The sequence below is a fragment of the Sinorhizobium fredii NGR234 genome (genome assembly GCF_000018545.1).
GTDB lineage: Bacteria > Pseudomonadota > Alphaproteobacteria > Rhizobiales > Rhizobiaceae > Sinorhizobium > Sinorhizobium fredii_A.
In genome coordinates this window covers 3,686,984-3,711,499 of sequence record NC_012587.1, presented here as the reverse complement: position 1 = coordinate 3,711,499, position 24,516 = coordinate 3,686,984, and the positions used below count along the sequence as shown (strand labels likewise).

Here is a 24,516-nt window from a genome sequence, read left to right as displayed (position 1 = left end):
CAAAGTGCTACAGCGACCTTTGCGCGCCTGATGAAGCGCGCGGCTCTGTAGAGACAATTCCTCAGACCATGGAAATATACACCCCGCCAGTAACGCTGCCAACGGCGCGGCGTCGCCCACGCCCCTCACCATTTTCGGGCGAGTCGGATGGAGGGCCGCCGCTTTAGATCACGATGACTTTGGGTCTGATCGACCCAAAATCATCGTGATTGACCCGAAAAGGTTGGAGCGGGATGCGGGCGGAAAACCGCGCGCACTTTTCCTCTTCCCGCTTTAGCCGAAGAGGCCGACCGCATAGTAGGAGAGAGCCGCAATCAGCGCCGCGGCCGGCAGCGTGATCACCCAGGCGATGACGATGTTTCCGGCAAGGCCCCAACGCACGGCCGAGACGCGCCGGGCCGAGCCGACCCCGATGATGGCGCCGGTGATCGTATGGGTCGTCGAGACCGGAATGCCGAGCCAGGTCGCGGCGAACAGCGTGATCGCACCGCCGGTCTCGGCACAGAAGCCCTGCATCGGATTGAGCTTGGTGATCTTCGATCCCATCGTGTGGACGATCCTCCAGCCGCCGAAAAGCGTGCCGAGCGCGATCGCCGCCTGGCAGGTGATGACCACCCAGAAGGGCACGTGGAATTCCGGCCCAAGATAGCCCTGAGAGAAGAGAAGCACGGCGATGATGCCCATGGTCTTCTGGGCGTCGTTGCCGCCATGGCCGAGCGAATAGAGCGATGCGGAAATGAATTGCAGGCCCCGGAAGGTGTTGTCGACGGCAAACGGTGTCTGGCGCACGAACAGCCAGGAGACGATCAGCACCAGCAAGAGAGCCAGCACGAAGCCGATCCCCGGCGACATGACGATGGCGCCGGCGGTCTTCAAAAGGCCGGCCCAAACGATGGAGCTGAAGCCGACCTTGGCAAGGCCTGCGCCGACGAGGCCGCCGACGAGCGCGTGCGAGGAACTCGACGGGATGCCGAAGACCCAGGTCAGGATATTCCAGACGATCGCGCCGATCAGCGCCGCAAAGATGACCTGGGGCGTGACGATGCCGGGATCGATGATGCCCTTGCCGAGCGTCTCGGCCACATGCAGGCCGAAGAACAGGAAGGCGATGAAGTTGAAGAACGCCGCCCACAGGACGGCATATTGCGGCCTGAGCACCCGCGTCGAAACGATCGTCGCGATCGAATTGGCCGCATCGTGCAATCCGTTCAAGAAGTCGAAGAACAGGGCAACCCCGATGAGGCCCACAAGGAGCGGGAAGGCGAGGGTCGCGTCCATCAGACGTTCTCGATCACGATGCCGCTGATTTCATTGGCAACATCCTCGAAGCGGTCGACGACCTTTTCCAGTTCGCCATAGAGCTCGCTGCCAATGATGTAGGCCATGGGATCGGTGTTGCCGTGACGCTTGAACAGGTCCTTCAGGCCCTGTTCGTGCAACTCGTCGGAACGGCCTTCGACGCGGGTGACCTCTTCGGCGATCGTGCTCAGGCGATGCGCGTTGACGCCGATCCGGTTGAGCAGCGGAATGGCCTCGGCGACGAGATGAGCAGCCTCGACGACCGCGGCACCCATCGCCTGCATGCCTGGATCGAAGCTTTTCTGCTCATAGAGCCGGATGGTCTTCACCGTCTTGTGCATCATGTCGATCGCATCGTCCATCGACTGGATGAGATCCTTGATGTCGCCGCGGTCGAAGGGCGTGATGAAGCTGCGGCGTACCGCCAGCAGCACCTCCCGGGTGATCTCGTCGGCCTCGTTCTCGAGTTCCACGATGCGATCGCAATGGCGTTCGAGGTCGTCTCCGCCGGCGAGCAGCGCGTTCAACGCCTCGGCCGCCCCCATGACGGTGCGCGAATGCTGTTCGAAGAGATCGAAGAACCGGTCTTCACGGGGGAGGAGCTTGCGAAACAGGCCGAGCATCAGCGATCCATACGGTTGTCGATTGTCATGCGGCTGTCATATTGTACCTGCAAGCGCGTGAAAAGTTCCCAAGTGGCGGAAAATCGGGGCTTTCCCACAGCGGTTTCGGCTGGGAGCGTACTTGGCACGGGTAACGTGGCGGGGTTGCCCCTCGGGGGAGGCCTTTCGCCTTGCCTTGGCCCGGCTTTCGTCTTACCTGACAGGCACGTCGAATTCGGACCCGCAATGCCCCACAAGGTCTCTCTCACTCGCTTGAAACTCACCGACTTTCGCAACTATGCGGCGCTGTCGCTCGAGCTCGACCAGCGCCATGTGGTACTGACCGGCGAGAACGGCGCGGGCAAGACCAATCTGATGGAGGCGATCTCCTTTCTGTCGCCGGGCCGCGGGCTGCGCCGCGCGGCTTACGCGGATGTCGCCCGGGTGGGCGCGACGGACGGCTTTTCGGTTTTCGCGGCGGTCGAGGGAATGGACGGGCCGGTGGAGATCGGCACGGGTACGGCGGGCGCCGAAGAAGGCCAATCGCGCCGCCTCAGGCTCAACGGCACGCCGGCCCGCACCGTCGACGAGCTCACCGACCATCTGCGCGTGCTGTGGTTGACCCCGGCAATGGACGGCCTGTTCACGGGCCCGTCCTCCGACCGGCGGCGGTTTCTCGACCGGCTGGTGCTGTCGCTCGATCCGGAACATGGCCGGCGTGCCAGCGAGTTCGACCGGGCCATGCGCAGCCGCAACCGGCTGCTCTCGGAATTCCGGCCGGATCCGGCCTGGCTGACCGCCATCGAGCGGGAGATGGCCGGCTTGGGCGTCTCTATGGCGCTTGCCCGTCTGGAAATGCTCGGCCTGCTGACGGCGCTCGTGGAGCGCAGCCAGGGCGGCAGCTTCCCGTCCGCCGGTCTATCGCTCGCCGGCTTTCTCGACGATTGTCACGGCCTGCCCGCCTACGATCTCGAAGAGCGCTATCTGGCAATGCTTTCAGACGGCCGCGGCCGCGATGCGGCGGCGGGCCGAACGCTCGACGGGCCGCATCGCAGCGATCTCCTGATCCGCCACCGGGAAAAGGACATGGAGGCGGAACGCTGCTCGACCGGCGAGCAGAAGGCGCTGCTCGTCGGCCTCGTGCTCGCCCATGCGCGGCTCGTCGGCGACATGACCGGGCACGCTCCGGTCCTGCTGCTCGACGAGATCGCCGCCCATCTCGATCAGGGACGGCGGGCGGCGCTCTTCGACCGCGTCGACGAACTCGGCGGCCAGGCCTTCATGACCGGGACGGACCGGGCGATGTTTACGGCGCTCGGCGAACGGGCCTGCTATCTGACGGTTGCAAACGGCCGCGTTTCGGAGTGACATCCGGCCCGACCACCGGCATCCCACGGAGACGAAGATGACCACAACGGCCCTCGACTCATCGGAAATCGCGCGCTACGCGCGCCATATCGTGCTGCCGGAGATCGGCGGTGCCGGACAGCAGAAGCTGAAGGCCGCGCGCGTGCTGGTCATCGGTGCAGGCGGGCTCGGCGCCCCGGTGCTGCAATATCTTGCCGCGGCAGGCGTCGGCAGGCTCGGCATCGTCGATGATGACGTCGTCTCCTTGTCGAACTTGCAGCGCCAGGTCATTCACGCCACCGGCGATATCGGCCGGCCGAAGGTCGAAAGCGCCGCCGTCGCAATCGCGGACCTCAACCCGCATGTGGAAGTCGTGCCGCACGCGCTGCGTCTTGCACCGGAGAACGCCGAAGCGATCTTCCGGCAATACGAGCTCGTCGTCGACGGATCGGACAATTTCGAGACGCGCTATCTGGCGGCGGATGCGGCGGAGGCGGCACGGGTCCCTCTCGTCACCGGCGCCGTCGGGCGCTTCGACGGCTCCGTCACCGTGTTGAAACCCTACGAGGCGGACGCCGACGGCCATCCCAATCCGTCCTATCGCGATCTCTTCCCGACGCCGCCGCCGCCGGGCGCAGTGCCGGCCTGTGCCGAAGCCGGCGTGGTCGGAGCGCTGACCGGTGTCATCGGCACGCTGCAGGCGATGGAAACGATCAAGCTCATCACCGGCATCGGCGAGCCGCTTATCGGGCGGCTGCTGCTTTATGACGGTCTCGCCGCCGCCTTCAACACGATCCGTTACCGGCGCGGCAAGCGTTGAGGGACGGAATGGAGCTGCTCCGGCTCGACCCGAGCTTCGATCGCTACGAGGAACTCCTGGCGCTGATCCTGAAATCCTTCGCCTATATGAACGGGCGGATCGATCCGCCTTCCTCCGCCCGGGCGCTGACGGTCGAGTCGCTGCGTCAAGAAATCGAAGGACGAGATCGGCTTCGTGGTTGCTGCCGGCCGGGACCTGCTCGGCTGCGTGTTCTTAAAGCCCGAGCCGGACTGCCTTTATATCGGCAAGCTCGCCATCGATCCCGCCCATCAAGGCAAAGGTCTCGGCCGCCGGCTGCTGGCCGCCGCGGAGGAGACCGCCCGAAGCCTCGGCCTGCCGGCGCTGAGACTGCAGACGCGAATCGAACTCACCGAGAACCACGCCGCCTTCGCGGCCTGGGGCTTCGTCGAGACGAGCCGCTCCGCCCATCCCGGCTTTTCACGGCCGACCTCGATCGACATGCGGAAAGTGCTTCGGACGAGCTAGAAAAGCCAAGCTGTTTCAACGCCAAACCCCTCCCCAACCCCTCCCCACAAGGGGGAGGGGCTTCTCCGCGGCAGCCGTCGCATTGAAATTGGACCGTTGCCGCTGAGCGTAGGATTGCTGCAGGACGGCGCGGCATCGTAAGCCCCTCCCCCCTGTGGGGAGGGGTTGGGGAGGGGTCTTTAAAGGCCGACTAATCCCGTCCCGGCAGAACCCGGTCCGGCGGGCGGTGGCCGTCGAAGAAGGTGCGGATGTTGATCACCACCTTCTCGCCCATGTCGATGCGGCCTTCGAGGGTCGCCGAGCTCATATGCGGCAAGAGCACGACCTTGCCTTCGCCGGCAAGCTTGATCAGCTTCGGATTGACGGCCGGCTCGTTCTCGAAGACGTCGAGGCCGGCGCCGGCGATCTTGCCCTCCCGCAGGCATTTGATCATTGCCGTCTCGTCGATCACGTCGCCGCGCGCGGTGTTGACGATGTAGCTGTCGGGGCGCATCAACGCCAGCCGCCGTGCCGAGAGCAGGTGATAGGTGGCGGGCGTCGACGGGCAATTGACAGAGACGATATCGACGCGGGCAAGCATCTGGTCGAGGCTGTCCCAATAGGTCGCCTCCAGCATCTCCTCGGTCTCCCGCTTGACGCGGTGACGGTTGTGGTAGTGGATCGACAGCCCGAAGGCCCTGGCGCGGCGGGCGACAGCCGTGCCGATCCGCCCCATGCCGACGATGCCGATGCGCTTGCCGGCGATGCGCCGGCCCAGCATCCAGGTCGGCGACCAGCCGGCCCATTCGCCCTTGCGGTCGGTGAGCACCTGCGCGCCCTCGGCGAGCCGGCGCGGCACCGCCAGGATCAGCGCCATGGTCATGTCGGCGGTGTCTTCCGTCAGCACGTTGGGGGTGTTGGTGACGGTGATTCCCTTGCGGGCGGCCGTATCGACGTCGATGTTGTCGACGCCGTTCGAGAAGGCTGCGATCAGCTTCAATTGTGGCCCCGCCTGCTCGATCAGCGCGGCGTCGATGCGGTCGGTCACCGTCGGCACCAGCACATCGACCCTTTTCACCGCGGCGACCAATTCCGGCTGGCTGCGCGGCGTGTCGTCGATGTTGAGTTCTGCGTCGAAAAGCTCGCGCATCCGGGTTTCGACGACATCCGGCAGTTTCCGGGTGATGTAGACGGTTGGCTTCTTCTTGCTTGTCATTTCCTGTGAGCGGCCCTCGTTGACGGGTCCTTAACCAAGGTGGGTAATAGTTTCTCCCTATAGCCGCAATTTCTACCAGACCCGGTGTGGAAGACAATTGAAAGTCGCTGTCCGGGTTCAGGATTCGCGGCGGGCGTTCGGCCAGAGCGCTTCTGCGTGCTTTCCTTGGATCGAAGACGACCCAGGGATTAAAACATGCGGCAATTCAAAGTGCTACAGCGGCCTTTGCGCGTCCGAGACGGCGAAGGAGCGCGCAGTGGAGACGCCGCAAGGCTTCGCTTACGATCGGATACGGGCTTCGTCATGCGTCACTTCATTTCCAAAGCCTCTCAATTGTTGCTGGCTGTGTTCCTCGCGACGGCCATCATGAATTCCGCGGCCCTTGCCCAGGCGGCCAAGGGCCCAAGCGGGTTGCCACTCCCCCGCTTCGTCAGTCTCAAGTCGAGGAGCGTCAACCTGAGGATCGGGCCGAGCCTCGATTACGCGGTGGCCTTCCGCTATCTTAAAACCGGCGTTCCCGTCGAGATCATCCAGGAATACGACAACTGGCGCCGCATCCGCGACGCCGACGGAACGGAGGGCTGGGTCAACCAGGCGCTGCTCTCCGGCGATCGCACTGCCGTTGCCGCACCGTGGATGCGCGGCAAGGGCGAAGGCATCTTCGTCAATTTGAGACGCGATCCGCAGGGTACCGCACCGATCGTCGCCCGCATGCAGCCGGGCGTGCTGCTGCATATCGGCGAATGCAATGGCGACTGGTGCCATGCCGAGACGCAAGGCGTCGAAGGCTGGATCGCCCAGGGCGAAATCTGGGGCGCCTATCCGGGCGAAGCGTTCAAATAAGCGCCCGGCCGGCGACGACTCGTTTGTGGTGGGAATCAGCCCCTCATCCGCCTGCCGGCACCTTCTCCCCGCAAGCGGGGCGAAGGGACCAGCCGCACCGACAGCAGTCCCCTCTCCCCGTCATTACGGGGAGAGGGCTAGGGTGAGGGGCGTCCTACCTCGTTCTAGTTCGTGATGTACATCAGACGAGCGCGGCGTCCCTAGCAGCGCCGGCGAGCGATATCATCGGCCTTGGGCCGATCTGGCCGATGACGATGCCGGCCGCCAGGTTGCCGAGCTTGCTGCAATCTTCCAGCGATCTGTTGGTCGTGTAGCCATAGAGGAAGCCGGCCGCATAAAGGTCGCCGGCGCCGGTCGTGTCGACCACCTGCTCGATCGCGGTCGCGCCGACCCGCACCCGTTCCTCGCCGCGCACGACGATCGAGCCTTCCTCGCTCAGCGTCACGGCGGCGAGCTTGCAGTCCTTCGCCAGCATCTTAAGTGCGAGATCGAAATCCTCCGTCTCGTAGAGCGCCAAAGCCTCCTGCCTGTTGGCGAAGACGATGTCGACTGTGCCGGAGCGCATCAGGTCGAGAAATTCGTCGCGGTAGCGATGCACGCAGAAACTGTCCGACAGCGTCATCGCCGTCTCGCGGCCATGGGCATGGGCAATTCGCGCCGCCTCGCGGATCGCGTCCTTGGCGCGCGGCGGATCCCAGAGATAGCCCTCGAAATAGGTGACCTTGGATTGGGCGACGACGTCGGCCTCGACGTCCTCCGGACCGAGTTCGACGCAGGCGCCGAGATAGGTGTTCATCGAGCGCTCGCCGTCCTCGGTGACGAAGATCATCGAGCGGGCGGTCGGCGGCAGGCTGTCGAGCGGCCTCGTCTGGAAATGCACGCCTTGAGCGCGGATGTCGTGGGTGAAGATCTGGCCGAGCTGGTCGTTGGCGATCTTGCCGAAATAGGCGGCCCGGCCGCCGAGGCTCGCCACACCCGCCGCGGTGTTGCCGGCGCTGCCGCCGGAGGCTTCGACCGCCGGCCCCATGCGCGAATAGAGGAGTTCCGCCCGCTCCGCATCGATGAGGTTCATCGCGCCCTTGATGATGCCGTTGTGCACGAGAAAACTGTCATCGCAGCGCGCAATGATATCGACGATCGCATTGCCGATCGTCAGTACATCGAATTTCGTCATGAGCTCCGTCCGGTTCCTGAATGGCCGGTGTTCGTTAATAGCGGTTTTCCGGCCATTTGGAAGACATGCAGCAATTCAAAAGTGCTACAGCGACCTTTGCGCGCCGGATAAGGCGCGCGCGCTGTAGGGCGCCCGGCACGCGGGATGCTCAGAAAATACCGGCGATCACGCCGGCAGCGCCTTCTCCTCATAGGCGCCGGCGAACTCGGCGCTCGGCGAGATCGGCTTGATGACGTCGATCATCACGCCGTTCGGATCGGCGGTGATGAAATGGCGCTGGCCGAAATCCTCGTCGCAGAGCGCCTTGAGGATCGGAAGACCGGCATCTCGCAGCTCGGCGTAGAGGCGGTCGGGATCGTCCACCTCGAAATTCAGGAGAAGGCCTTGAACCGGAACTCGGTGGCGCTCCGGCACGGTCTCGTGACGGTAGTCGAGAACGGCAAGCGTGACGTGCTCGTCTTCCGTCGACTGCAGATGCATGTACCAGTCGCTGACGAAAAGCGCCTCGAAGCGGAAATGCTTGATGTAGAAGTCGGCGGTCGCCCGCACATCGGCCGTCATGATCACCGGATAGTAGCTCGTCGATTTCATGCTTTCCCTCCATCGATCTTTTTCATACAATCTGTATGTATCTGTAATTAACATACAGGCTGTATGCATGCAACAGGAAAAGCCCCGACGCTCGAATCGCGAACGCTCGGACACGACCCGCGCCGCCATCCTCGATGCGGCGCGCGAACTTTTCGTCGCCAAAGGCTATGCGGACACTGCAACGCCGGACATCGTCGCCGCGGCGGGGCTGACGCGCGGAGCGCTCTATCACCATTTCGAGGACAAGAAGGCCCTGTTTCGCGCGGTGATAGAAGGGGAGTCGCGCGAAGTCGCGGCGGCGATCGAACGGTCCGCTCCCGATGCCCTCCCGCCTCGCGAGGCGCTGCTCGCCGGGGCAGCCGCCTATTTCGACGCGATGGCGGTTCCCGGTCGGGTGCGCCTGCTGCTGCTCGACGGCCCGGCCGTCCTCGGCGTCACCACGATGGCGGTGATCGACGCAGCGCATGGCGGCAGAACCCTGGAAGAAGGTTTGGGCACGGCCATGGCACCCCATCGATTGGAGGAAAAGACGGTCAAGGCGATGGCCTTTCTCCTGTCCGCCGCCTTTGACCGGGCCGCACTCGAGATCGATGCCGGCGCGGCGCGGGCCGACTATGCCTATGCGATCGGCAGGCTGATCGATCGTTTGATCGATCCATGAAGCGCGAGAGCGCCGTGCGTTCAAATGAACGCACAAAGGACGCTCTAACACTTTGATTCTAGAGCATCTTATCCGCTTTCAGTGATTCCACTTGAAAGCGGGATGCTCTAGGCTGCTCAGCCGGCGACGGGAAGGACCTGCGGCGGCAATTCGACGAGCGGCGCCGGAATGTCGCAGCTCTTTTCCGGCGACTTGCAGATGTCGGCGATGATGCAGCGCTCGCATTCCGGCCGGCGCGCTTTGCACACATAACGGCCGTGCAGGATCAGCCAGTGATGGGCATGGTAGAGATACTTCGGCGGGATGACGCGCATCAGCTTGGCCTCGACCTCGTCCGGCGTCTTGCCGGGCGCCAGCCGGATACGGTTGGCGATGCGGAAGAGATGCGTATCGACGGCGATCGTCGACTGGCCGAAGGCCATCTGCAGCACCACATTGGCGGTCTTGCGGCCGACCCCCGGCAGCGTCATCAATTCCTCGCGCGTCTTCGGCACCGCGCCGCCGAAGTCGGCGATCAGCCTCTCGCTGAGCGCGATGACGTTCTTCGCCTTGTTGCGGTAGAGCCCGATGGTCTTGATATGGTCGCGCAGCTTTTCCTCGCCGAGTGCCAGCATCTTTTCCGGCGTGTCGGCGACGGCAAAGAGCGGCCGCGTCGCCTTGTTGACGCCGGCATCGGTCGCCTGCGCCGAAAGCGCCACCGCCACCAGCAGCGTGAAGGCGTTGACATGTTCGAGCTCGCCCTTCGGCTCCGGCCGCTGGACCGAGAAGCGGCGAAAGATCTCCTCGACATCCGCCTTGCTGTAGACGCTGCGCTGCCGCGTGGCTCGGCGGGCAGCCGTCGCTCCTTTTGGCTTCACGGATGCCGGCGACAATTTGAGCTTCACGTTTTTCATGCTGCATCTATAGTCATTGGTTATGACCGAAGGCAACGCCGAGACACGCATCAACGACGAGCCGATCTTTGCGGCCGAGCTCACTCCCCATCGCTCGCTCGGCTTCAGGGGTTTCAAGATCCTGCTGATGGCCGCCGGGGCGATGAGTGCCTTGCATGTCTTCGTGTTCCTGGTCATCGGCGCCTGGCCGATCGTCTTCTTCTTCGGTCTCGATTTCGTGCTGCTCTTCGGCGCCTTCTGGCTCAGCTATCACTCGGCGCGTGCCCGCGAGGAGGTCAGCGTCTCGCGCACCGACGTGTCGGTGAAAAAGTTCGCGCCGTCCGGCCGGATGACGGAGCTTCGCTTCAACCCGTTCTGGGCGCGCTTCAGCATCAAGCGCCACCAGGAGATCGGCATCGTCTCGATGAAGATCAGCGGCGGCGGCCGGCAGACGGATATCGGCTCGTTCCTCAACCGCGACGACCGCGAGACCTTCGCCGTCGCCTTCTCCCGCGCGCTCGCGACGGCCCGATCGAGATGAATCATGAATCGGGTGGTTATCCGGTCCCCCGCATGGTTTGCTGAGGCTTGACAGGAGATGATCCATGAACGTCGTGACAAGCATTCCCACCGACATCACCCCTGACGGCACCGATTACGACACGGTGCGGCACGTCATCGAGATGCTGACCGAGGATTACCGCGACCAGCCGTCGCTCGAAACGATCGCCCGCCGCCTCCGGCAGTCGCCGACGCAGCTTCAGAAGGTCTTCACCCGCTGGGCCGGCCTTTCGCCAAAAGCCTTCCTGCAGGCGGTGACGCTCGACCATGCCAAGCGGCTGCTGCGGCAGGAGGGCATGCCGCTGCTCGAGGCCAGCATCGAGGTCGGGCTCTCCGGCCCCGGGCGGCTCCACGACCTCTTCGTCACCCACGAGGCGATGTCGCCCGGCGAGTGGAAGGCCCGCGGCGGCGGGTTGACGATCCGCTATGGCTTCCACCCCTCGCCCTTCGGCACGGCACTGGTGATGGTGACCGACCGCGGCCTCGCCGGCCTTGCCTTTGCCGATGCCGGCGAGGAGCGGGCCAGCTTCGAGGACATGGCCGGCCGTTGGCCGAACGCCACTTATCTGGAGGACAGCGCCGCGACGGCGCACTATGCGGCCCGCATCTTCAACCCGGAGCGCTGGTGCGCCGAGGAACCGCTCAACATCGTGCTGATCGGCTCGGATTTCCAGATCCGGGTCTGGCAGGCGCTGTTGAACATTCCGCTCGGCAAGGCGACGACCTATTCGAAGATCGCCGGCGACATCGGCCAACCGACCGCCTCGCGCGCCGTCGGCGCCGCGGTCGGGCGCAATCCGATCTCCTTCGTCGTCCCCTGCCATCGGGCGCTCGGCAAGGGCGGCGAGCTCACCGGCTACCATTGGGGTCTGACGCGAAAGCGGGCTATCCTTGGGTGGGAGGCGGGGAAGGGGTGAGAAATCGCCGCAATGACCGCCTCCTCGCAGCCGGCGCAACCGGGGAACGGTTGCTGCCCCTCCCCAACCCCTCCCCACAAGGGGGAGGGACTCCCGTGCTGCACCCTCCCCCCTGACCCGAACCGTCGCCACTTGCCGAGATGTCGGGTTGGGCGAGACGGCGCCGCGGCCAAGCCCCTCCCCCTTGTGGGGAGGGGTTGGGGAGGGGTGATCCCTCGGCCCTCATAGAGTTTCGTCGACTCAATGCGCGGCCGACATGTCGCCGAGCACTTCCTTGGAAGCGACGGTGGAATCCGCCTTGAGCTTGTAGACCATCGGCACGCCGGTGGCCAGGTTGAGGTTCAGGACCTGCTCCTTGGTCAGGCGATCGAGCACCATCACCAGCGAGCGCAGCGAGTTGCCGTGGGCGGCGACCAGCACCTTCTCACCGGCCAGCACACGCGGCAGGATTTCGGTCAGGTAATAGGGCCAGACGCGGGCGCCGGTGTCGCGCAGGCTCTCGCCGCCGGGCGGCGGCACGTCATAGGAGCGGCGCCAGATATGGACCTGCTCCTCGCCCCATTTGGCGCGGGCATCGTCCTTGTTGAGGCCGGAAAGATCGCCATAGTCGCGCTCGTTGAGAGCCTGGTCGCAGATTGTTTCGAGCGAGGACTGGCCGACGGCATCGAGCACCATCTGGCAGGTGCGTTGGGCGCGGACGAGCACCGAGGTGAAGGCGATATCGAACTTGATGCCGTATTCGGCAAGCGCCGCGCCGCCGGCCTTCGCCTCCTCGACGCCGAGTTCGGTCAGGTCCGGATCGCGCCAGCCGGTGAACAGGTTCTTCAGGTTCCATTCGCTCTGGCCGTGCCGGACGAGGACGAGAGTGCCGCTCATTTCGATCTCCTCTTGAAAGATTGACGTGTCAGTTGAGCCCGAGAACATCGAGCATGGTATAGAAGCCGGGCTTCTGGCTGCGGCCCCAAAGGGCGGCTGCGACGGCGCCGCGGGCGAAGATCGAGCGATCCGTGGCGCTGTGCGACAGCGTCACCAGTTCGCCCTCGCCGGCCAGAATCACCGAGTGCTCGCCGACGACTAAGCCGCCGCGCAGCGTCGCGAAGCCGATCGTGCCTTGCGGCCGCGGCCCGGTATGGCCGTCGCGCACCTTGACGGCCTGATCGGCAAGGTCGATGCCGCGACCCTTCGCCGCCGCCTCGCCGAGCAGGAGCGCCGTGCCCGACGGCGCGTCGACCTTGTGCCTGTGGTGCATTTCGAGAATCTCGATGTCCCAATCCTTGGCCGAAAGTGCGCGCGCCGCAGTCTCCGTCAGGACGCCGAGAAGGTTGACGCCGAGGCTCATATTGCCCGACTTGACGACGCGGGCATGGCGGGCCGCCGCGCGGATCTTCGCCTCGTCATCCGCGGAGCATCCGGTCGTGCCGATGACATGGACGATACGTGCCTGCGCCGCCAGGCCGGCGAATTCGACGGTTCCCGCCGGTGCGGTGAAATCGAGCACCCCTTCCGCCTCGACAAAGGCTTCGAGCGGCTTGTCGGTGATCGGAACGCCGATCGGTCCCAGTCCTGCGAGTTCGCCCGCGTCACGGCCGATGAAGGGCGAGTTCGAGCGCTCGATCGCGGCATGCAGGCGCACGCCGGCCGCCTCGTGAACGGTCCGGATCAGTGTCTGGCCCATTCGACCGGCCGCGCCGACCACCACGAGCTTCATGTCCGTTTCGCTCATCGCCAGATTTCCTCGTGTCTATAGGATTTTCGCTTCGTCGGGCAGGTCCGCGCTGCCGCCCTGCAGATTGTGGAGACGAGCGTAGAGACCGTCCGTCCGCCGCGCAAGCTCCTCATGCGACCCCTCTTCGACGACCGTGCCGTCCTTCATCACGACGATCTTGTCAGCATTGACGACGGTCGAGAGCCGGTGGGCGATGACGATCACGGTACGCCCGCTCATCGCCTGTTCGAGGGCCTTCTGCACGGCCGCCTCGGATTCGGTGTCGAGGGCCGAGGTCGCCTCGTCGAGAAGGAGAATGGGAGCATTGCGCACCAGCGCCCGGGCGATCGACAGGCGCTGCCGCTGGCCGCCGGAAAGGGTGACGCCGTGTTCGCCCACCGGCGTGTCGTAGCCCTCGGGCTGCGCCAGGATGAAATCATGCGCATAGGCGAGGCGCGCCGCCTCCTCGATCTCCGCATCGGTGGCGTCCGGCCGGCCATAGCGGATGTTGTCGCGGATCGAGCCTTCGAAGAGATAGGGCTGCTGCGAGACATAGGCGAGGCCGTTGCGCAGCGACTGCTTGGTGACGCCGGCGATGTCCTGGCCATCGATCAAAATCTGGCCCGCCGCCGGATCGTAGAAGCGCGGGATGAGGCTGATGATGGTCGACTTGCCGGCTCCGGAAGGGCCGACCAGCGCCGTCGTCTTGCCGCCCTCGGCGCGGAAGCTGACGCCCTTGAGGATTTCCTCGCCATTGCCGTAGGCAAATCGCACGTCGCGCAGTTCCACGGTCGCTTCGCCGAGCTTCAGCTCGGTCGCGTCGGGACGGTCGCGCTGATGCGGAACCGTGTCGAGGATCTCGTAGATCATCCGGGCGTTGACGGCGGCGCGCTCCAGCGACACCTGCAGCCGCGCCAGGCGCCGCGCCGGGTCGTAGGCCATGAGCAGCGCCGTGACGAAGGCGAAGAAGGCGCCCGGAGGGATATTGCTGTAGATCGTTCGGAAGGCGGCATAGGCGAGCACGCTGGAGATCGCCAGGCCGGCAAAGGTCTCGGTCATCGGCGCGGTGCGCTCGCTCAGCCGCGCGATCCGGTTCGCCCGGTTTTCGGCCCGATCGATGATCGTCTCCACCTTGCGGCGCAGTTCGTTCTCCATCGTGAAGGCCTTGACGATGGTGATCCCCTGGATCGTCTCCTGCATCGCCCCGAGAACGCGGCTGTTCACCTCGACGGCCTCGCGGGTCGCCAGCCGCAGGCGCTTGGAAATGTAGCGCAGGCCAAGGAGCAGCGGCGGCGCGACGAAGAACACGATCAGCGAAAGCAGCCAGTCCTTGCTGAACATGACGCCGACGAGGCCGACCAAGGTCAGGAAGTCCCGGGCGATCGACGTCACCGTCATGTTGAGTACGTCGCGGATGCCGCTGACGTTCTGGCTGACCTTGGCGGCGAGCTGCGCCGAACGATGCTCGTGGAAATAGCCGACGCTGAGCGCCATCAAGTGGGCGTAAAGGCGGCGCTGGTAACGCGCCACGATGTTGTTGCCGATCTTCGAAAGCGCAACCGCCTGCCCGTAAGTCGCCAGACCGCGCAGCACGAACGCGCCGAAGATGGCGACGCAGATCACAAGGACGATGTCGGCCCGCCGGTTGGCGAAGGCCTCGTTGATCACGGTCTCCATGATCCAGGCCGTGAAGCCCGTCGTTGCCGCCACGACGATGAGACAGGCGATGGCAAAAGCATAGCCGCGAATATGGTCGCGGCCGTTTTCGGCGATGACGCGTCGCAGGATTCCGGTGATCGTCTCGGAGTCGACTGCGCGCTGTTGTCTGTCCCTGGCGTTCAAAAAGCCCGTCTTCCCTGGCCCATGGTGGCTACCGACCAACGTGTCGGGCGCTCTATAGTGGTTTGAAGCCTTCTTGGCGAGTCTTTGCGTCGGCAGGCCTAGGGTCAGGACCTATTAAATTCATCCATTCTGTTCCGGTCCATGGGATTGGATGGAAGAAAATAAGCGCAAGGCAAGACCCGAAGGTCTTGTCGAGCATTGTTTTCGATCAGGCGGCCCATGGACCGGAACCCGGAGGGCGCGGCGGATTTCGCGCCTGACTGCGTCGGGAAGATTTGAAAATGTTCGGCATTTCCTGCATCTTCCCTCCTAGTCAAACACGAAATCCGCCGCGCAGAATGGATGAATTTAAGAGGTCCTGACCCTCGTCAGCTTCTCCAGCGCCGTCCCTCCATTGCAACACCGAAATCCCTCGGCGCCCGTGCGAAGGCGGCAAGCCCGGAAAGCGCCGCCATTGGGTGAACGACCGCGAAAGTCGGAATCGTCCGCATCAGCGCAGAGTGCGGTGCCTTGTCCTCGAAGGCGGCGCGGAAGTCCGGTCTCATCAGCGCCGGCAATATCTTCTGGGAAATCCCCCCGGCCAGGAAGACGCCGCCGCGGGCCATGAAGACCAGCGCCATGTCGCCGGCAACACGTCCCAGATAGGTAGCGAACAGCGTCACCGTCTCGATTGCGGCCGGATCGTCGCCCGAGAGAGCGCTGGTCGTCACCTCCGCCTGATCCTTGAACAGCGGCTCGACGCCATCGGCCGCGCAGACGGCGCGGTAGAGATTCATGATGCCGCGTCCGCACAGGATCTGCTCGCCCGCCATGCGGCCCTCGATGGGATCGAGGAACGGCCAGATCCGGAAGTCGCGCTCGGTTCGTGGGCCGATATCGACATGACCGCCTTCGCCCGGCACGGGAATCCAGGTGTCCTGGGCAAAGACCAATCCGGCGACGCCGAGCCCGGTGCCGGGGCCGAGCACCACGCGGGAGCTTCGCGGCCGGACGCTGCCGCCGCCGATCTGCACGACGTCCTGATCGGCCGGTGCGGCGATGGCGAGCGCCTGCGCCTCGAAATCGTTGATGACCAGCACGTCTTCCAGTCCGAGCCGCGCCAGCATGTCCTTCGGGCGGATCACCCAGCCGGCATTGGTCAGCGGGATCTCGTCGCTCTTGATCGGCCCCGCCACGGCAAGGATCGCCGAACGCGGCCGGACGGAGATCTTGTTGAAAATGCCGTTCTGGAGGGCATCCTCGATCGTCGCGAAATCCCCGGTCTTGACCGGCGGAAGCTGCGTCGGCTCGGAAGCGGCATCGACGAGCAATGCGAAACGGGCATTCGTCCCGCCGATATCGCCGATCAAGATCGGAAAGGAAAAGCTGTGGTCACTCGCACTGGGCATGGAACATCCGTCCTGATCGCGGCGTGAAATTTTCCGATGTGTATCAGGTGCGCCGGAAGTCGATCAACTGCTCGGCGGTCGCCCGGTTCAGCGCCATCGGGATATCGTAGACGATCGCAAGACGCATCAGCGCCTTGACGTCGACGTCATGCGGCATGGCGGTGAGCGGATCGACAAAGAAGATCAGGCAATCGACGTCGCCGGTGGCGATCAGGGCACCGATCTGCTGGTCGCCGCCAAGCGGACCGCTTTTCAGCCGCGTGACATCGAGGCCGGGGCAGGCGTCCAGCACGCGGCCCCCGGTCGTGCCGGTGGCGACGATCTTCCAGCCGGAAAGCGTCGCCTCGTGCGCCTTGGCGAAGGCGGCGAGGTCATTCTTCTTCTGATCATGGGCGATCAGGGCGAGACATTTGCGATCGGCCATGCGGCATCCCCGTCAAGGTCACGAGGACCGGAGCGGAAAGCACCGGCCTTCTGCATTTAAATCGATTTGAGTGCCTATACATGAGCGCCGCGGAATTGGAAAGGTATCTAACGCGCCGTCCCCTTTCTGCACTTTGAACTGTTGCAAGACAACCAAACGATCCTGAGGTGCAGAATAGTTGCCAACGTCCCCTAACCGTCATCCTCGGGCTTGACCCGAGGATCCAAGCAAAAGCACCATCGCTCACATGGCCGGGTACGCCCAGATCGTCACGAAGCAAAGAGAGAAACGCTTTACATCAGCGTTACTTCGAACCTTGAGCGCCGCATCTTTGAACACAGGGAGGAGTTGACGCCCGCTTTCGCATTGAAATACGGATGCAACCGCCTCGTCTGGTACGAGGAGCATCTGCAGATCGGCACAGCCATCCCGCGCGAGAAATCGCTGAAGCCAGTATCGGCAATGGAAGATCGATCTGATCGAAAAGATGAATCCGGACTGGCGGGATCTTTATCTCAAGCCGCGGCGAGGTTTTTGAGTGGATCCTCGGGTCAAGCCCGAGGATGACGGATTGAGGGGTGAGTTAAGGAACCACGCAGTGGGTGAGCCCGTGCGTTTTCCTGAGGACGGCTATTGAAGAGCGGGGCGCGGCAGCGGCACCGGAACGCTGGCGAGCGGCGCATCGGCCGCTGCACCAATGACGGACTCGATGCTCGTCGCCGCGGCGGGAATGGCGGCGGGCGCTCGATAGGCAGTGCCGTAGGTCGCCTGCTGCTCGGATGCCGGGGCCGGACCGTTCAGCACGACGGCGCAGGCCTTCGGCAGGTCGGCAAGCGTGGCAAACTTCGGCTTCGGCGGCTTCTCGCCGGGTTTCTTCTTCGGCTTTGCCCAGGGTTCGTCGGTAAACCACCAGGCGAGCGACTTGTCGCAGCCGTCGCCGGCGCGCACCGCCGCCTGGTCCTTGCAGCCTTTGGAGCCGGCCGGGCATTTGATGCGGATATGGAAATGGTAGTCGTGCCCATAGATCGGCCGGACCTTGCCGAGTGCCGTGCGATCGCCCCGCCAGGTGTCGCAGAGCTTCTTCTTGATGGCCGGATTGACGAAGACGCGCTCGACCTCGGGGTAACTCGCCGCCATCATGATCAGCCGGGCATGGGATGGCGTCCAGACGGAGGGATCGATCGTCAGGAACCTGCTCTTGTCGAGCATGGAGGTCGCGGAAATCGATTCGCGCTCCTGATAGGTCAGCGTCCTCTGCGGCATCGGCGTCAGCCAGATGTCGGCATCGAGGCCGATCTGGTGCGAGGCATGGCCGGACAGCATCGGCCCGCCGCGCGGCTGCGAGATGTCGCCGAGCAGAAGGCCGGGCCAGCCGATCTTCTCGGCCGCGTCATGAGAGAAGCGCTCGACCAGCGCGATCATCTCCGGATGGCCCCAGCGCCGATTGCGCGACAGGCGCATCGCCTGCCAGGTCGGGCCGTCGGTCGGGATGGCGATGCCGCCGGCGAGGCACCCCTTCGAATAGAACCCGTAGGAGGTGGGCGCCGACTCGGTCGGCAATGCCCTGGCGCCGAAGAGTTCCTTGGCGGGCGTGCCGTCCGCCGAGGCCGCATCGGTCGAAAGCAGGCCGGCGCTTACGGCCAGGGCCAGGAGCGCAGAACCTGAGCGTCGAAGCGCAGCACGCATGTCAAATCCCATTCCATCCCCCCATCGGCAGCGACGCGAAACATGCGGTTTAGTCTCCCGCTCCCTATCCTGATTCGCCGCGGTTGCATCAGCCTTGCGACTCACCCGGATGTGACTCAAAAATTTCGCCTGATTTTGGGCAAGCCCTGTCAATTGCCCTGATTTGGCCTATTCTGATCTACAAGAACTAGCGAAAATACGAGGAGAATCGGCAGGATGCTGGATATTGGCGGTATTGGACGAAGAACGCTGGCCACCGCTTTTCTGGCAATGTCCCTCATTCTGGCGCCATCGGCAGAGGCTCAGGAGCAACCGGTCTGGCGCCACGGCCTATCGCTCATCGGCGAGCTTAAATATCCGCCCGGTTTCAAGCATTTCGACTACGCCAATCCCGATGCCCCGAAGGGCGGCGACCTGAGGCTTTCTCAGACAGGGACCTTCGACAGCTTCAACCCTGTCCTTGCTCTCAAAGGGGAAGCGGCCGTCGGGCTGACGCTCGTCTTCGACACGCTGATGAAGCCGGCGGATGATGAAATTTCAACGGCCTATGGATTGCTCGCCGAGGGCGTTTCCTATCCTGACGACATCTCGTCGGCGACCTTCCGCTTGCGGCAGGAGGCGAAGTGGCAGGACGGCAAGCCGGTGACGGCCGAAGACGTCGTCTTCAGCTTCGAAAAGGCAAAGGAGCTGAACCCGCTCTATCAAAGCTACTACCGGCATGTGGTGAAGGTGGAGAGAACCGGCGACCGCGACGTCACCTTCCACTTCGACGAGAAGAACAATCGCGAACTGCCGAATATTCTCGGCCAGATCCTGATCGTCCCGAAACATTGGTGGGAGGGCACGGGGCCGGACGGCAAGCAGCGGGACATCACCCGCACGACCCTCGAGCCGGTCATGGGTTCAGGTCCCTATCGCATCGCTTCCTTCTCCGCCGGCGGCACGATCCGTTACGAACGGCGCGATGACTACTGGGGCGCTTCGCTCAACGTCAATATCGGCCAGAACAATTTCAACTCGATCACCTATTCCTTCTTCGGCGATCGGGAGGTCGAGTTCGAGGCCTTCCGTTCCGGCAACACGGATTACTGGACGGAGAACCAGGCGATGCGCTGGGCGACCGGCTTCGACTTTCCTGCGGTGAAAGACGGCCGCGTCAAGCGCGAGGAAATTCCCAATCCCTTCCGGGCGACGGGCGTGATGCAAGCGATGGTCCCGAATATGCGCCGCAAGCCCTTCGACGACGAGCGCGTGCGCCAGGCGCTGAATTATGCACTCGATTTCGAGGAACTGAACCGGACCATCTTCTACAATCAGTATCAGCGCGTGAACAGCTTCTTCTTCGGCACCGAACTCGCCTCCTCGGGCCTGCCGGAGGGCGAGGAGTTGAAAATCCTCAACGAGGTCAAGGATCTGGTGCCGCCGGAAGTGTTCACGACCCCTTATACCAATCCGGTCGGCGGCACGCCGGAAAAGGCGCGCGACAATCTGCGCAAGGCGATTGCGCTCTTGAAGGAAGCGGGCTTCGAACTCAAGGGCAACCGCATGGTCAACAAGGCGACCGGCAAGCCCTTCGTCTTCGAGATTCTGGTGAGCAGCCCGGCCCTCGAGCGGGTGGCGCTGCCCTTTACACAGAACCTCAAACGAATAGGTATCGAAGCAAGCGTGCGCATGGTCGATCCGTCGCAATACACGAACCGCGAGCGCGCCTTCGATTACGACATGACCTGGGAAGTCTGGGGACAGTCGCTGAGCCCCGGAAACGAGCAGGCGGACTATTGGGGATCGAAGGCCGCCTCGCGCGAGGGGTCCCGGAACTATGCCGGCATATCCGATCCCGGCGTCGACGCCTTGATCGAGCGCGTCATCTTCGCCAAGGACCGCGACACCCTCGTCGCCGCCACCAAAGCGCTCGACCGCGTCCTGCTCGCCCACAATTACGTCATCCCGCTCTACTACAAGCTTGCCGCGAACGTCGCCTATTGGGACAAGTTCGGCCGGCCGGCGGAACTGCCGAAATATGCAATCGGTTTTCCCGATGTGTGGTGGTTGAAGGGCGCTGCCAGCCAATGAAGGCTTGCGCTTGAGATCGCTCTCGATTCCAAATGCAGGGAACGAATCAGTTAAAATACGGAATGACCGGCGGCATCGGACGCGGCCCAAGGAGTGTGGGATTGAGACGAAATAGACGGCAAACCAGCGGCGCGATAACCGGCGGTGCCACCATGCCGGGGTTCGCCTGATGGGTGCCTATATCCTGCGCCGCCTGCTGCTGATGATCCCGACGATCGTCGGCATCATGGCGATCTCCTTTGCCGTCGTGCAGTTCGCACCGGGCGGCCCGGTGGAGCAGGTGATTTCCGATCTCACCAATGCCGCCGGCTCCGACCGGCTGTCCGGCACGGGTGGCGACCTGCTGCAGGGCGGCGGCGAAGAGGGCGGCCGCTATCGCGGCGCTCAAGGGCTCGATCCCGAATTCATCGCCAAGCTCGAGAAGCAGTTCGGCTTCGACAAGCCGCCGCTCGAGCGCTTCCTCACGATGATGTGGAATTATGCCCGCTTCGATTTCGGCGAGAGCTTCTTCCGCAACACCTCTGTCGTCGACCTGATCATCGAGAAGATGCCTGTGTCGATCTCGCTCGGCGTCTGGATCCTGATCTTCTCCTATCTCATCTCGATCCCGCTCGGTATCCGGAAGGCCGTCTCCGACGGCTCGACCTTCGATGTCTGGACCTCCGGCGTGATCATCATCGGCTATGCGGTGCCGAGCTTCCTCTTCGCCATCCTGCTGATCGTGATCTTCGCCGGCGGCTCGTTCTTCGACTGGTTCCCCCTGCGCGGCCTCGTTTCGGAAAATTTCGACGCGCTGCCCTGGTACCAGAAGATCCTCGATTATTTCTGGCACATGACGCTGCCGCTGATCACCCTGCTGCTGTCGGCCTTCGCGACGACGACGCTGCTCACCAAGAATTCCTTCATCGACGAGATCAAGAAGCAATATGTGACGACGGCGCGCGCCAAGGGTCTCACCGAGCGCAAGGTGCTCTACGGCCATGTCTTCCGCAACGCGATGCTGATCATCATCGCCGGCTTTCCCGGCGCCTTCATCTCCGCCTTCTTCACCGGCTCACTGCTGATCGAATACATCTTCTCCCTCGATGGGCTCGGCCGTCTCGGCTATGACGCGGTCGTCAAGCGCGACTATCCGATCGTCTTCGCCACCCTCTACATCTTCTCGCTGATGGGCCTTATCGTCAGCCTCGTCTCGGACCTGATCTACACCTGGGTCGACCCCCGCATCGACTTCGAGCGGAGGGACGTCTGATGAGCGCGGTCGCAACTTACGCAGCGCCACCGCAAAAGGGCTGGCTGACGCCGATCGGCCGGCGACGCTGGCAGAACTTCAAGGCGAACCGGCGCGGCTACTGGTCGTTCTGGATCTTCCTCGTGCTCTTCGGCCTCAGCCTCTGTGCAGAATTCATCGCCAACGACAGGCCGATCATCGCCTCCTACAGGGGCGAGATCCTGTTTCCGGTTCTGGTCGACTATCCGGAGGAGAAGTTCGGCGGCTTCCTGGCCGAGACCGACTTCCGCTCCGAGTTCATCCGCGACGAGATCGAGGCGAATGGCTGGATGATCTGGCCGCCGATCCGCTATTCCTACCAGACGGTCAATTCCAACATCCCGCATTCGGCGCCGACCGCGCCCTTCTGGCTGATGAGCGAGGAGGAACGCTGCTCGGCCTATCCGCAAGGATCGGCCGATCCGAACTGCTCGCTCGGTAACCTCAACTGGCTCGGCACCGACGACCAGGCGCGCGACGTCATGGCGCGGATGATCTACGGCTTCCGCATCTCGGTGCTGTTCGGCCTGGCGCTGACCATCGCCTCGGCGGTGATCGGCGTTTCGGCCGGGGCGGTGCAGGGCTATTTCGGCGGCTGGACCGACCTGCTTCTCCAGCGTTTCATCGAGATCTGGTCGTCGATGCCGGTGCTCTACATCCTGCTGATCATCGCCGCCATCCTGCCGCCCGGCTTCTTCATCCTGCTCGGCATCATGCTGCTGTTTTCCTGGGTCGGCTTCGTCGGCGTTGTCCGGGCCGAATTCCTGAGGGCGCGGAACTTCGAGTACGTCAACGCGGCGCGCGCGCTCGGCGTCGGCAATGGTACGATCATGTACCGGCACCTCCTGCCGAACGCCATGGTGGCGACGCTGACCTTCCTGCCCTTCATCCTGTCGGGCTCGATCACCACGCTCACTTCGCTCGACTTCCTGGGCTTCGGCATGCCGCCCGGCTCGCCGTCGCTCGGCGAGATGATCGCCCAGGGCAAGTCCAATCTCCAGGCGCCCTGGCTCGGGCTGACGGCCTTCTGGGCCATGTCGATCATGCTGTCGCTGCTGATCTTCGTCGGCGAGGCGACGCGCGACGCCTTCGACCCGAGAAAGACGTTCCGGTGAGCGCGACGATGACAGACACCCTCCTTTCCGTGCGCGACCTCTCCGTCGCCTTCCACCAGGGCGGTGACACCTCCGTCGCCGTCGATCACATCTCCTTCGACATCAAGCGCGGCGAAACCGTTGCGCTCGTCGGCGAGTCCGGCTCGGGCAAGTCGGTCTCGGCCAACTCCATCCTGAAGCTCCTGCCCTACCCGGCCGCCAGCCACCCGAGCGGCGAAATCCTCTTCAACGGCAAGGATCTCCTGAAGGCCAGCAACGCCGAACTGCGCCATGTCCGCGGCAACGACATCACCATGATCTTCCAGGAGCCTATGACGTCGCTCAATCCGCTGCACACGATCGAGCAGCAGATCGGCGAAATCCTCGAGCTCCACCAGGATCTCAAAGGACCGGCGGCGCGCGCCAGGACGCTGGAACTTCTCAACCAGGTCGGCATCCGCGAGGCGGAGAAGCGGCTCGGCGCCTATCCGCACCAGCTTTCCGGTGGTCAGCGACAGCGCGTGATGATCGCCATGGCACTTGCCAACCGGCCGGAGCTCCTGATCGCCGACGAGCCGACGACGGCGCTCGACGTCACCGTGCAGGCGCAGATCCTCGAACTCCTGAAGTCGCTCAAGGACCAGCACGGCATGTCCATGCTGTTCATCACCCACGACCTCGGCATCGTCCGCAAGATCGCCGACCGGGTCTGCGTGATGACCAAGGGCAAGATCGTCGAGACCGGCCCGACCGCCGAGATCTTCGCCAATCCGCAGCATTCCTATACGCGGCACCTGCTCGCCTCCGAGCCGAAGGGCGAGCCGCCTCTTTCCGATCAATCGAAACCGATTGTCGTCGAGGGGAAGGACGTGAAGGTCTGGTTCCCGATCAATGCGGGCTTCCTGCGCCGCGTCGTCGACCATGTGAAGGCGGTTGACGGCATCGACCTGACGCTGCGCGCCGGCCAGACGCTCGGTGTCGTCGGCGAATCCGGTTCGGGCAAGACGACGCTCGGCCTGGCGCTGACGCGGCTGATCTCGTCGAAGGGACGGATCGCTTTCGTCGGCCAGGACATCGATGCCTACAGTTTCGGCGAGATGCGGCCGCTCCGGAACCGCATGCAGGTGGTCTTCCAGGATCCATACGGCTCGTTGAGCCCGCGCATGTCGGTTGCCGACATTATTGGCGAGGGGTTGAAGATCCACGAGAGGACGCTCTCCGACGATGCGCGCGACGCACGCGTTGCTGCAGCACTGCAGGAGGTCGGCCTCGACCCCGCCACCCGCTGGCGCTATCCGCACGAATTCTCCGGCGGCCAGCGGCAGCGTATCGCGATTGCCCGCGCCATGGTGCTCAAACCACAATTCGTCATGCTCGACGAACCGACTTCGGCGCTCGACATGAGCGTGCAGGCCCAGGTCGTCGACCTCCTGCGCGACCTGCAGCGCAAGCACAACCTCGCCTATCTGTTCATCAGCCACGACTTGAAGGTCGTGCGGGCGCTTGCCAACGAGGTGATCGTCATGCGGCTCGGCAAGGTGGTCGAACAGGGACCGGCCGAACGCATCTTCGAGGCGCCCGCCGAAGACTACACCAGGGCGCTGATGGCCGCCGCCTTCAATCTCGAAGCCGTCAACCTGTCCGCCATCCGTCAGTAGAGTACGAG

At 63.9% G+C, this 24,516-nt stretch carries 22 protein-coding genes and 2 pseudogenes; 12 read left to right on the top strand and 12 right to left on the bottom strand.

All coding sequences use genetic code 11. From position 1 onward, the window contains the following. Nucleotides 1-273: 273 nt before the first annotated feature. Nucleotides 274-1,278 carry an inorganic phosphate transporter gene (locus NGR_RS28625; RefSeq protein ID WP_012709972.1) on the bottom strand — a complete coding sequence of 335 codons (1,005 nt, stop codon included), beginning with the start codon at nt 1,276-1,278 and terminating at the stop codon, nt 274-276. Next, the gene (locus NGR_RS28620) at nt 1,278-1,922 is read right to left on the bottom strand and encodes a DUF47 domain-containing protein (RefSeq protein WP_012709971.1); all 645 of its coding nucleotides are present in this window, start codon (nt 1,920-1,922) and stop codon (nt 1,278-1,280) included. The genes NGR_RS28625 and NGR_RS28620 overlap by 1 nt, the downstream gene beginning before the upstream one ends. 252 nt (nt 1,923-2,174) lie before the next feature. Here NGR_RS28620 and recF point away from each other — a divergent pair, with 252 nt between their 5' ends. From recF to NGR_RS28605, 3 genes and pseudogenes are all read left to right on the top strand, one after another. After that, on the top strand, nt 2,175-3,269 hold the full coding sequence (gene recF, locus NGR_RS28615) for a DNA replication/repair protein RecF (protein ID WP_432654027.1): 1,095 nt from the start codon (nt 2,175-2,177) through the stop codon (nt 3,267-3,269). Between the two features lie 37 nt (nt 3,270-3,306). Then, nucleotides 3,307-4,068 carry a molybdopterin-synthase adenylyltransferase MoeB gene (gene moeB / locus NGR_RS28610; protein WP_012709969.1) on the top strand — a complete coding sequence of 254 codons (762 nt, stop codon included), beginning with the start codon at nt 3,307-3,309 and terminating at the stop codon, nt 4,066-4,068. Nucleotides 4,069-4,076: 8 nt separating this feature from the next. Further along, nucleotides 4,077-4,554 (top strand): annotated as a pseudogene (locus tag NGR_RS28605) (GNAT family N-acetyltransferase). A 190-nt stretch (nt 4,555-4,744) separates the two neighbouring features. Here the strand turns inward: NGR_RS28605 and NGR_RS28600 are convergent. Then, nucleotides 4,745-5,749 (bottom strand): 2-hydroxyacid dehydrogenase, encoded by a 1,005-nt coding sequence (locus NGR_RS28600; protein WP_012709967.1) that lies wholly within the window; start codon nt 5,747-5,749, stop codon nt 4,745-4,747. A gap of 303 nt (nt 5,750-6,052) precedes the next feature. Between NGR_RS28600 and NGR_RS28595 the strand changes: the two genes are divergently transcribed. Then, a complete protein-coding gene (locus NGR_RS28595) occupies nt 6,053-6,592 on the top strand; it encodes an SH3 domain-containing protein (RefSeq protein WP_164924549.1) in 540 nt (179 codons plus the stop codon). A gap of 181 nt (nt 6,593-6,773) precedes the next feature. Here the strand turns inward: NGR_RS28595 and NGR_RS28590 are convergent, their stop codons facing one another. Next, on the bottom strand, nt 6,774-7,766 hold the full coding sequence (locus NGR_RS28590) for an adenosine kinase (protein ID WP_012709965.1): 993 nt from the start codon (nt 7,764-7,766) through the stop codon (nt 6,774-6,776). A gap of 165 nt (nt 7,767-7,931) precedes the next feature. Next, nucleotides 7,932-8,357, bottom strand: coding sequence for a VOC family protein (locus NGR_RS28585; RefSeq protein WP_012709964.1), 426 nt, complete (start codon nt 8,355-8,357; stop codon nt 7,932-7,934). 67 nt (nt 8,358-8,424) lie between these two features. Between NGR_RS28585 and NGR_RS28580 the strand changes: the two genes are divergently transcribed. Next, entirely contained in the window at nt 8,425-9,018 is a 594-nt protein-coding gene (locus tag NGR_RS28580; protein ID WP_164924548.1) for a TetR/AcrR family transcriptional regulator, read from the top strand. Between the two features lie 116 nt (nt 9,019-9,134). Here the strand turns inward: NGR_RS28580 and nth are convergent, their stop codons facing one another. Beyond that, nucleotides 9,135-9,911, bottom strand: a complete 777-nt coding sequence (nth, locus tag NGR_RS28575; RefSeq protein WP_164924547.1) for an endonuclease III — start codon at nt 9,909-9,911, stop codon at nt 9,135-9,137. A 22-nt stretch (nt 9,912-9,933) separates the two neighbouring features. Here nth and NGR_RS28570 point away from each other — a divergent pair, with 22 nt between their 5' ends. Then, nucleotides 9,934-10,431, top strand: coding sequence for a DUF2244 domain-containing protein (locus NGR_RS28570; RefSeq protein WP_012709961.1), 498 nt, complete (start codon nt 9,934-9,936; stop codon nt 10,429-10,431). Nucleotides 10,432-10,495: 64 nt separating this feature from the next. Continuing rightward, on the top strand, nt 10,496-11,368 hold the full coding sequence (locus NGR_RS28565; RefSeq protein ID WP_012709960.1) for a methylated-DNA--[protein]-cysteine S-methyltransferase: 873 nt from the start codon (nt 10,496-10,498) through the stop codon (nt 11,366-11,368). A 240-nt stretch (nt 11,369-11,608) separates the two neighbouring features. On the opposite strand, the gene NGR_RS28560 is transcribed toward NGR_RS28565, so the two are convergent. From NGR_RS28560 to NGR_RS28540, 5 genes are all read right to left on the bottom strand, one after another. Further along, nucleotides 11,609-12,244 (bottom strand): 2,3-bisphosphoglycerate-dependent phosphoglycerate mutase, encoded by a 636-nt coding sequence (locus NGR_RS28560; RefSeq protein WP_012709959.1) that lies wholly within the window; start codon nt 12,242-12,244, stop codon nt 11,609-11,611. Between the two features lie 28 nt (nt 12,245-12,272). Beyond that, the gene (gene dapB, locus NGR_RS28555) at nt 12,273-13,091 is read right to left on the bottom strand and encodes a 4-hydroxy-tetrahydrodipicolinate reductase (RefSeq protein WP_012709958.1); all 819 of its coding nucleotides are present in this window, start codon (nt 13,089-13,091) and stop codon (nt 12,273-12,275) included. A gap of 18 nt (nt 13,092-13,109) precedes the next feature. Beyond that, on the bottom strand, nt 13,110-14,915 hold the full coding sequence (locus NGR_RS28550; RefSeq protein ID WP_012709957.1) for an ABC transporter ATP-binding protein: 1,806 nt from the start codon (nt 14,913-14,915) through the stop codon (nt 13,110-13,112). A gap of 368 nt (nt 14,916-15,283) precedes the next feature. Further along, nucleotides 15,284-16,303: a glucokinase gene (locus NGR_RS28545; protein WP_012709955.1), complete on the bottom strand. Its 1,020-nt coding sequence runs from the start codon at nt 16,301-16,303 to the stop codon at nt 15,284-15,286. 43 nt (nt 16,304-16,346) lie between these two features. Further along, nucleotides 16,347-16,727, bottom strand: coding sequence for a methylglyoxal synthase (locus NGR_RS28540; RefSeq protein ID WP_012709954.1), 381 nt, complete (start codon nt 16,725-16,727; stop codon nt 16,347-16,349). 247 nt (nt 16,728-16,974) lie between these two features. Between NGR_RS28540 and NGR_RS33285 the strand changes: the two are divergent. Beyond that, nucleotides 16,975-17,265: pseudogene (locus tag NGR_RS33285) on the top strand (GIY-YIG nuclease family protein). 92 nt (nt 17,266-17,357) lie between these two features. On the opposite strand, the gene mepA reads toward NGR_RS33285, so the two are convergent. Next, nucleotides 17,358-18,425 (bottom strand): penicillin-insensitive murein endopeptidase, encoded by a 1,068-nt coding sequence (gene mepA / locus NGR_RS28530; RefSeq protein ID WP_012709953.1) that lies wholly within the window; start codon nt 18,423-18,425, stop codon nt 17,358-17,360. A gap of 204 nt (nt 18,426-18,629) precedes the next feature. Between mepA and NGR_RS28525 the strand changes: the two genes are divergently transcribed. The 4 genes from NGR_RS28525 to NGR_RS28510 all read left to right on the top strand — a co-directional run bounded on the left by NGR_RS28525 (nt 18,630) and on the right by NGR_RS28510 (nt 24,508). After that, nucleotides 18,630-20,486 carry an extracellular solute-binding protein gene (locus tag NGR_RS28525; RefSeq protein WP_012709952.1) on the top strand — a complete coding sequence of 619 codons (1,857 nt, stop codon included), beginning with the start codon at nt 18,630-18,632 and terminating at the stop codon, nt 20,484-20,486. A 169-nt stretch (nt 20,487-20,655) separates the two neighbouring features. Continuing rightward, nucleotides 20,656-21,738 carry a microcin C ABC transporter permease YejB gene (locus tag NGR_RS28520; RefSeq protein ID WP_012709951.1) on the top strand — a complete coding sequence of 361 codons (1,083 nt, stop codon included), beginning with the start codon at nt 20,656-20,658 and terminating at the stop codon, nt 21,736-21,738. Then, complete coding sequence (locus tag NGR_RS28515; RefSeq protein WP_012709950.1) at nt 21,738-22,871, top strand: ABC transporter permease; 1,134 nt, start codon at nt 21,738-21,740, stop codon at nt 22,869-22,871. The genes NGR_RS28520 and NGR_RS28515 overlap by 1 nt, the downstream gene beginning before the upstream one ends. An 8-nt stretch (nt 22,872-22,879) precedes the next feature. Then, nucleotides 22,880-24,508, top strand: coding sequence for an ABC transporter ATP-binding protein (locus NGR_RS28510; protein WP_012709949.1), 1,629 nt, complete (start codon nt 22,880-22,882; stop codon nt 24,506-24,508). Nucleotides 24,509-24,516 lie beyond the last annotated feature (8 nt).

Coding starts and splice junctions, on each gene's coding strand:
- NGR_RS28625 (WP_012709972.1), bottom strand. CDS start 1,278: ATGGACGCGACCCTCGCCTTCCCGCTCCTTGTGGGCCTCATCGGGGTT.
- NGR_RS28620 (WP_012709971.1), bottom strand. CDS start 1,922: ATGCTCGGCCTGTTTCGCAAGCTCCTCCCCCGTGAAGACCGGTTCTTC.
- moeB (WP_012709969.1), top strand. CDS start 3,307: ATGACCACAACGGCCCTCGACTCATCGGAAATCGCGCGCTACGCGCGC.
- NGR_RS28600 (WP_012709967.1), bottom strand. CDS start 5,749: ATGACAAGCAAGAAGAAGCCAACCGTCTACATCACCCGGAAACTGCCG.
- NGR_RS28595 (WP_164924549.1), top strand. CDS start 6,053: ATGCGTCACTTCATTTCCAAAGCCTCTCAATTGTTGCTGGCTGTGTTC.
- NGR_RS28590 (WP_012709965.1), bottom strand. CDS start 7,766: ATGACGAAATTCGATGTACTGACGATCGGCAATGCGATCGTCGATATC.
- NGR_RS28585 (WP_012709964.1), bottom strand. CDS start 8,357: ATGAAATCGACGAGCTACTATCCGGTGATCATGACGGCCGATGTGCGG.
- NGR_RS28580 (WP_164924548.1), top strand. CDS start 8,425: ATGCAACAGGAAAAGCCCCGACGCTCGAATCGCGAACGCTCGGACACG.
- nth (WP_164924547.1), bottom strand. CDS start 9,911: ATGAAAAACGTGAAGCTCAAATTGTCGCCGGCATCCGTGAAGCCAAAA.
- NGR_RS28570 (WP_012709961.1), top strand. CDS start 9,934: ATGACCGAAGGCAACGCCGAGACACGCATCAACGACGAGCCGATCTTT.
- NGR_RS28565 (WP_012709960.1), top strand. CDS start 10,496: ATGAACGTCGTGACAAGCATTCCCACCGACATCACCCCTGACGGCACC.
- NGR_RS28560 (WP_012709959.1), bottom strand. CDS start 12,244: ATGAGCGGCACTCTCGTCCTCGTCCGGCACGGCCAGAGCGAATGGAAC.
- dapB (WP_012709958.1), bottom strand. CDS start 13,091: ATGAGCGAAACGGACATGAAGCTCGTGGTGGTCGGCGCGGCCGGTCGA.
- NGR_RS28545 (WP_012709955.1), bottom strand. CDS start 16,303: ATGCCCAGTGCGAGTGACCACAGCTTTTCCTTTCCGATCTTGATCGGC.
- NGR_RS28540 (WP_012709954.1), bottom strand. CDS start 16,727: ATGGCCGATCGCAAATGTCTCGCCCTGATCGCCCATGATCAGAAGAAG.
- mepA (WP_012709953.1), bottom strand. CDS start 18,425: ATGGGATTTGACATGCGTGCTGCGCTTCGACGCTCAGGTTCTGCGCTC.
- NGR_RS28525 (WP_012709952.1), top strand. CDS start 18,630: ATGCTGGATATTGGCGGTATTGGACGAAGAACGCTGGCCACCGCTTTT.
- NGR_RS28520 (WP_012709951.1), top strand. CDS start 20,656: ATGGGTGCCTATATCCTGCGCCGCCTGCTGCTGATGATCCCGACGATC.
- NGR_RS28515 (WP_012709950.1), top strand. CDS start 21,738: ATGAGCGCGGTCGCAACTTACGCAGCGCCACCGCAAAAGGGCTGGCTG.
- NGR_RS28510 (WP_012709949.1), top strand. CDS start 22,880: ATGACAGACACCCTCCTTTCCGTGCGCGACCTCTCCGTCGCCTTCCAC.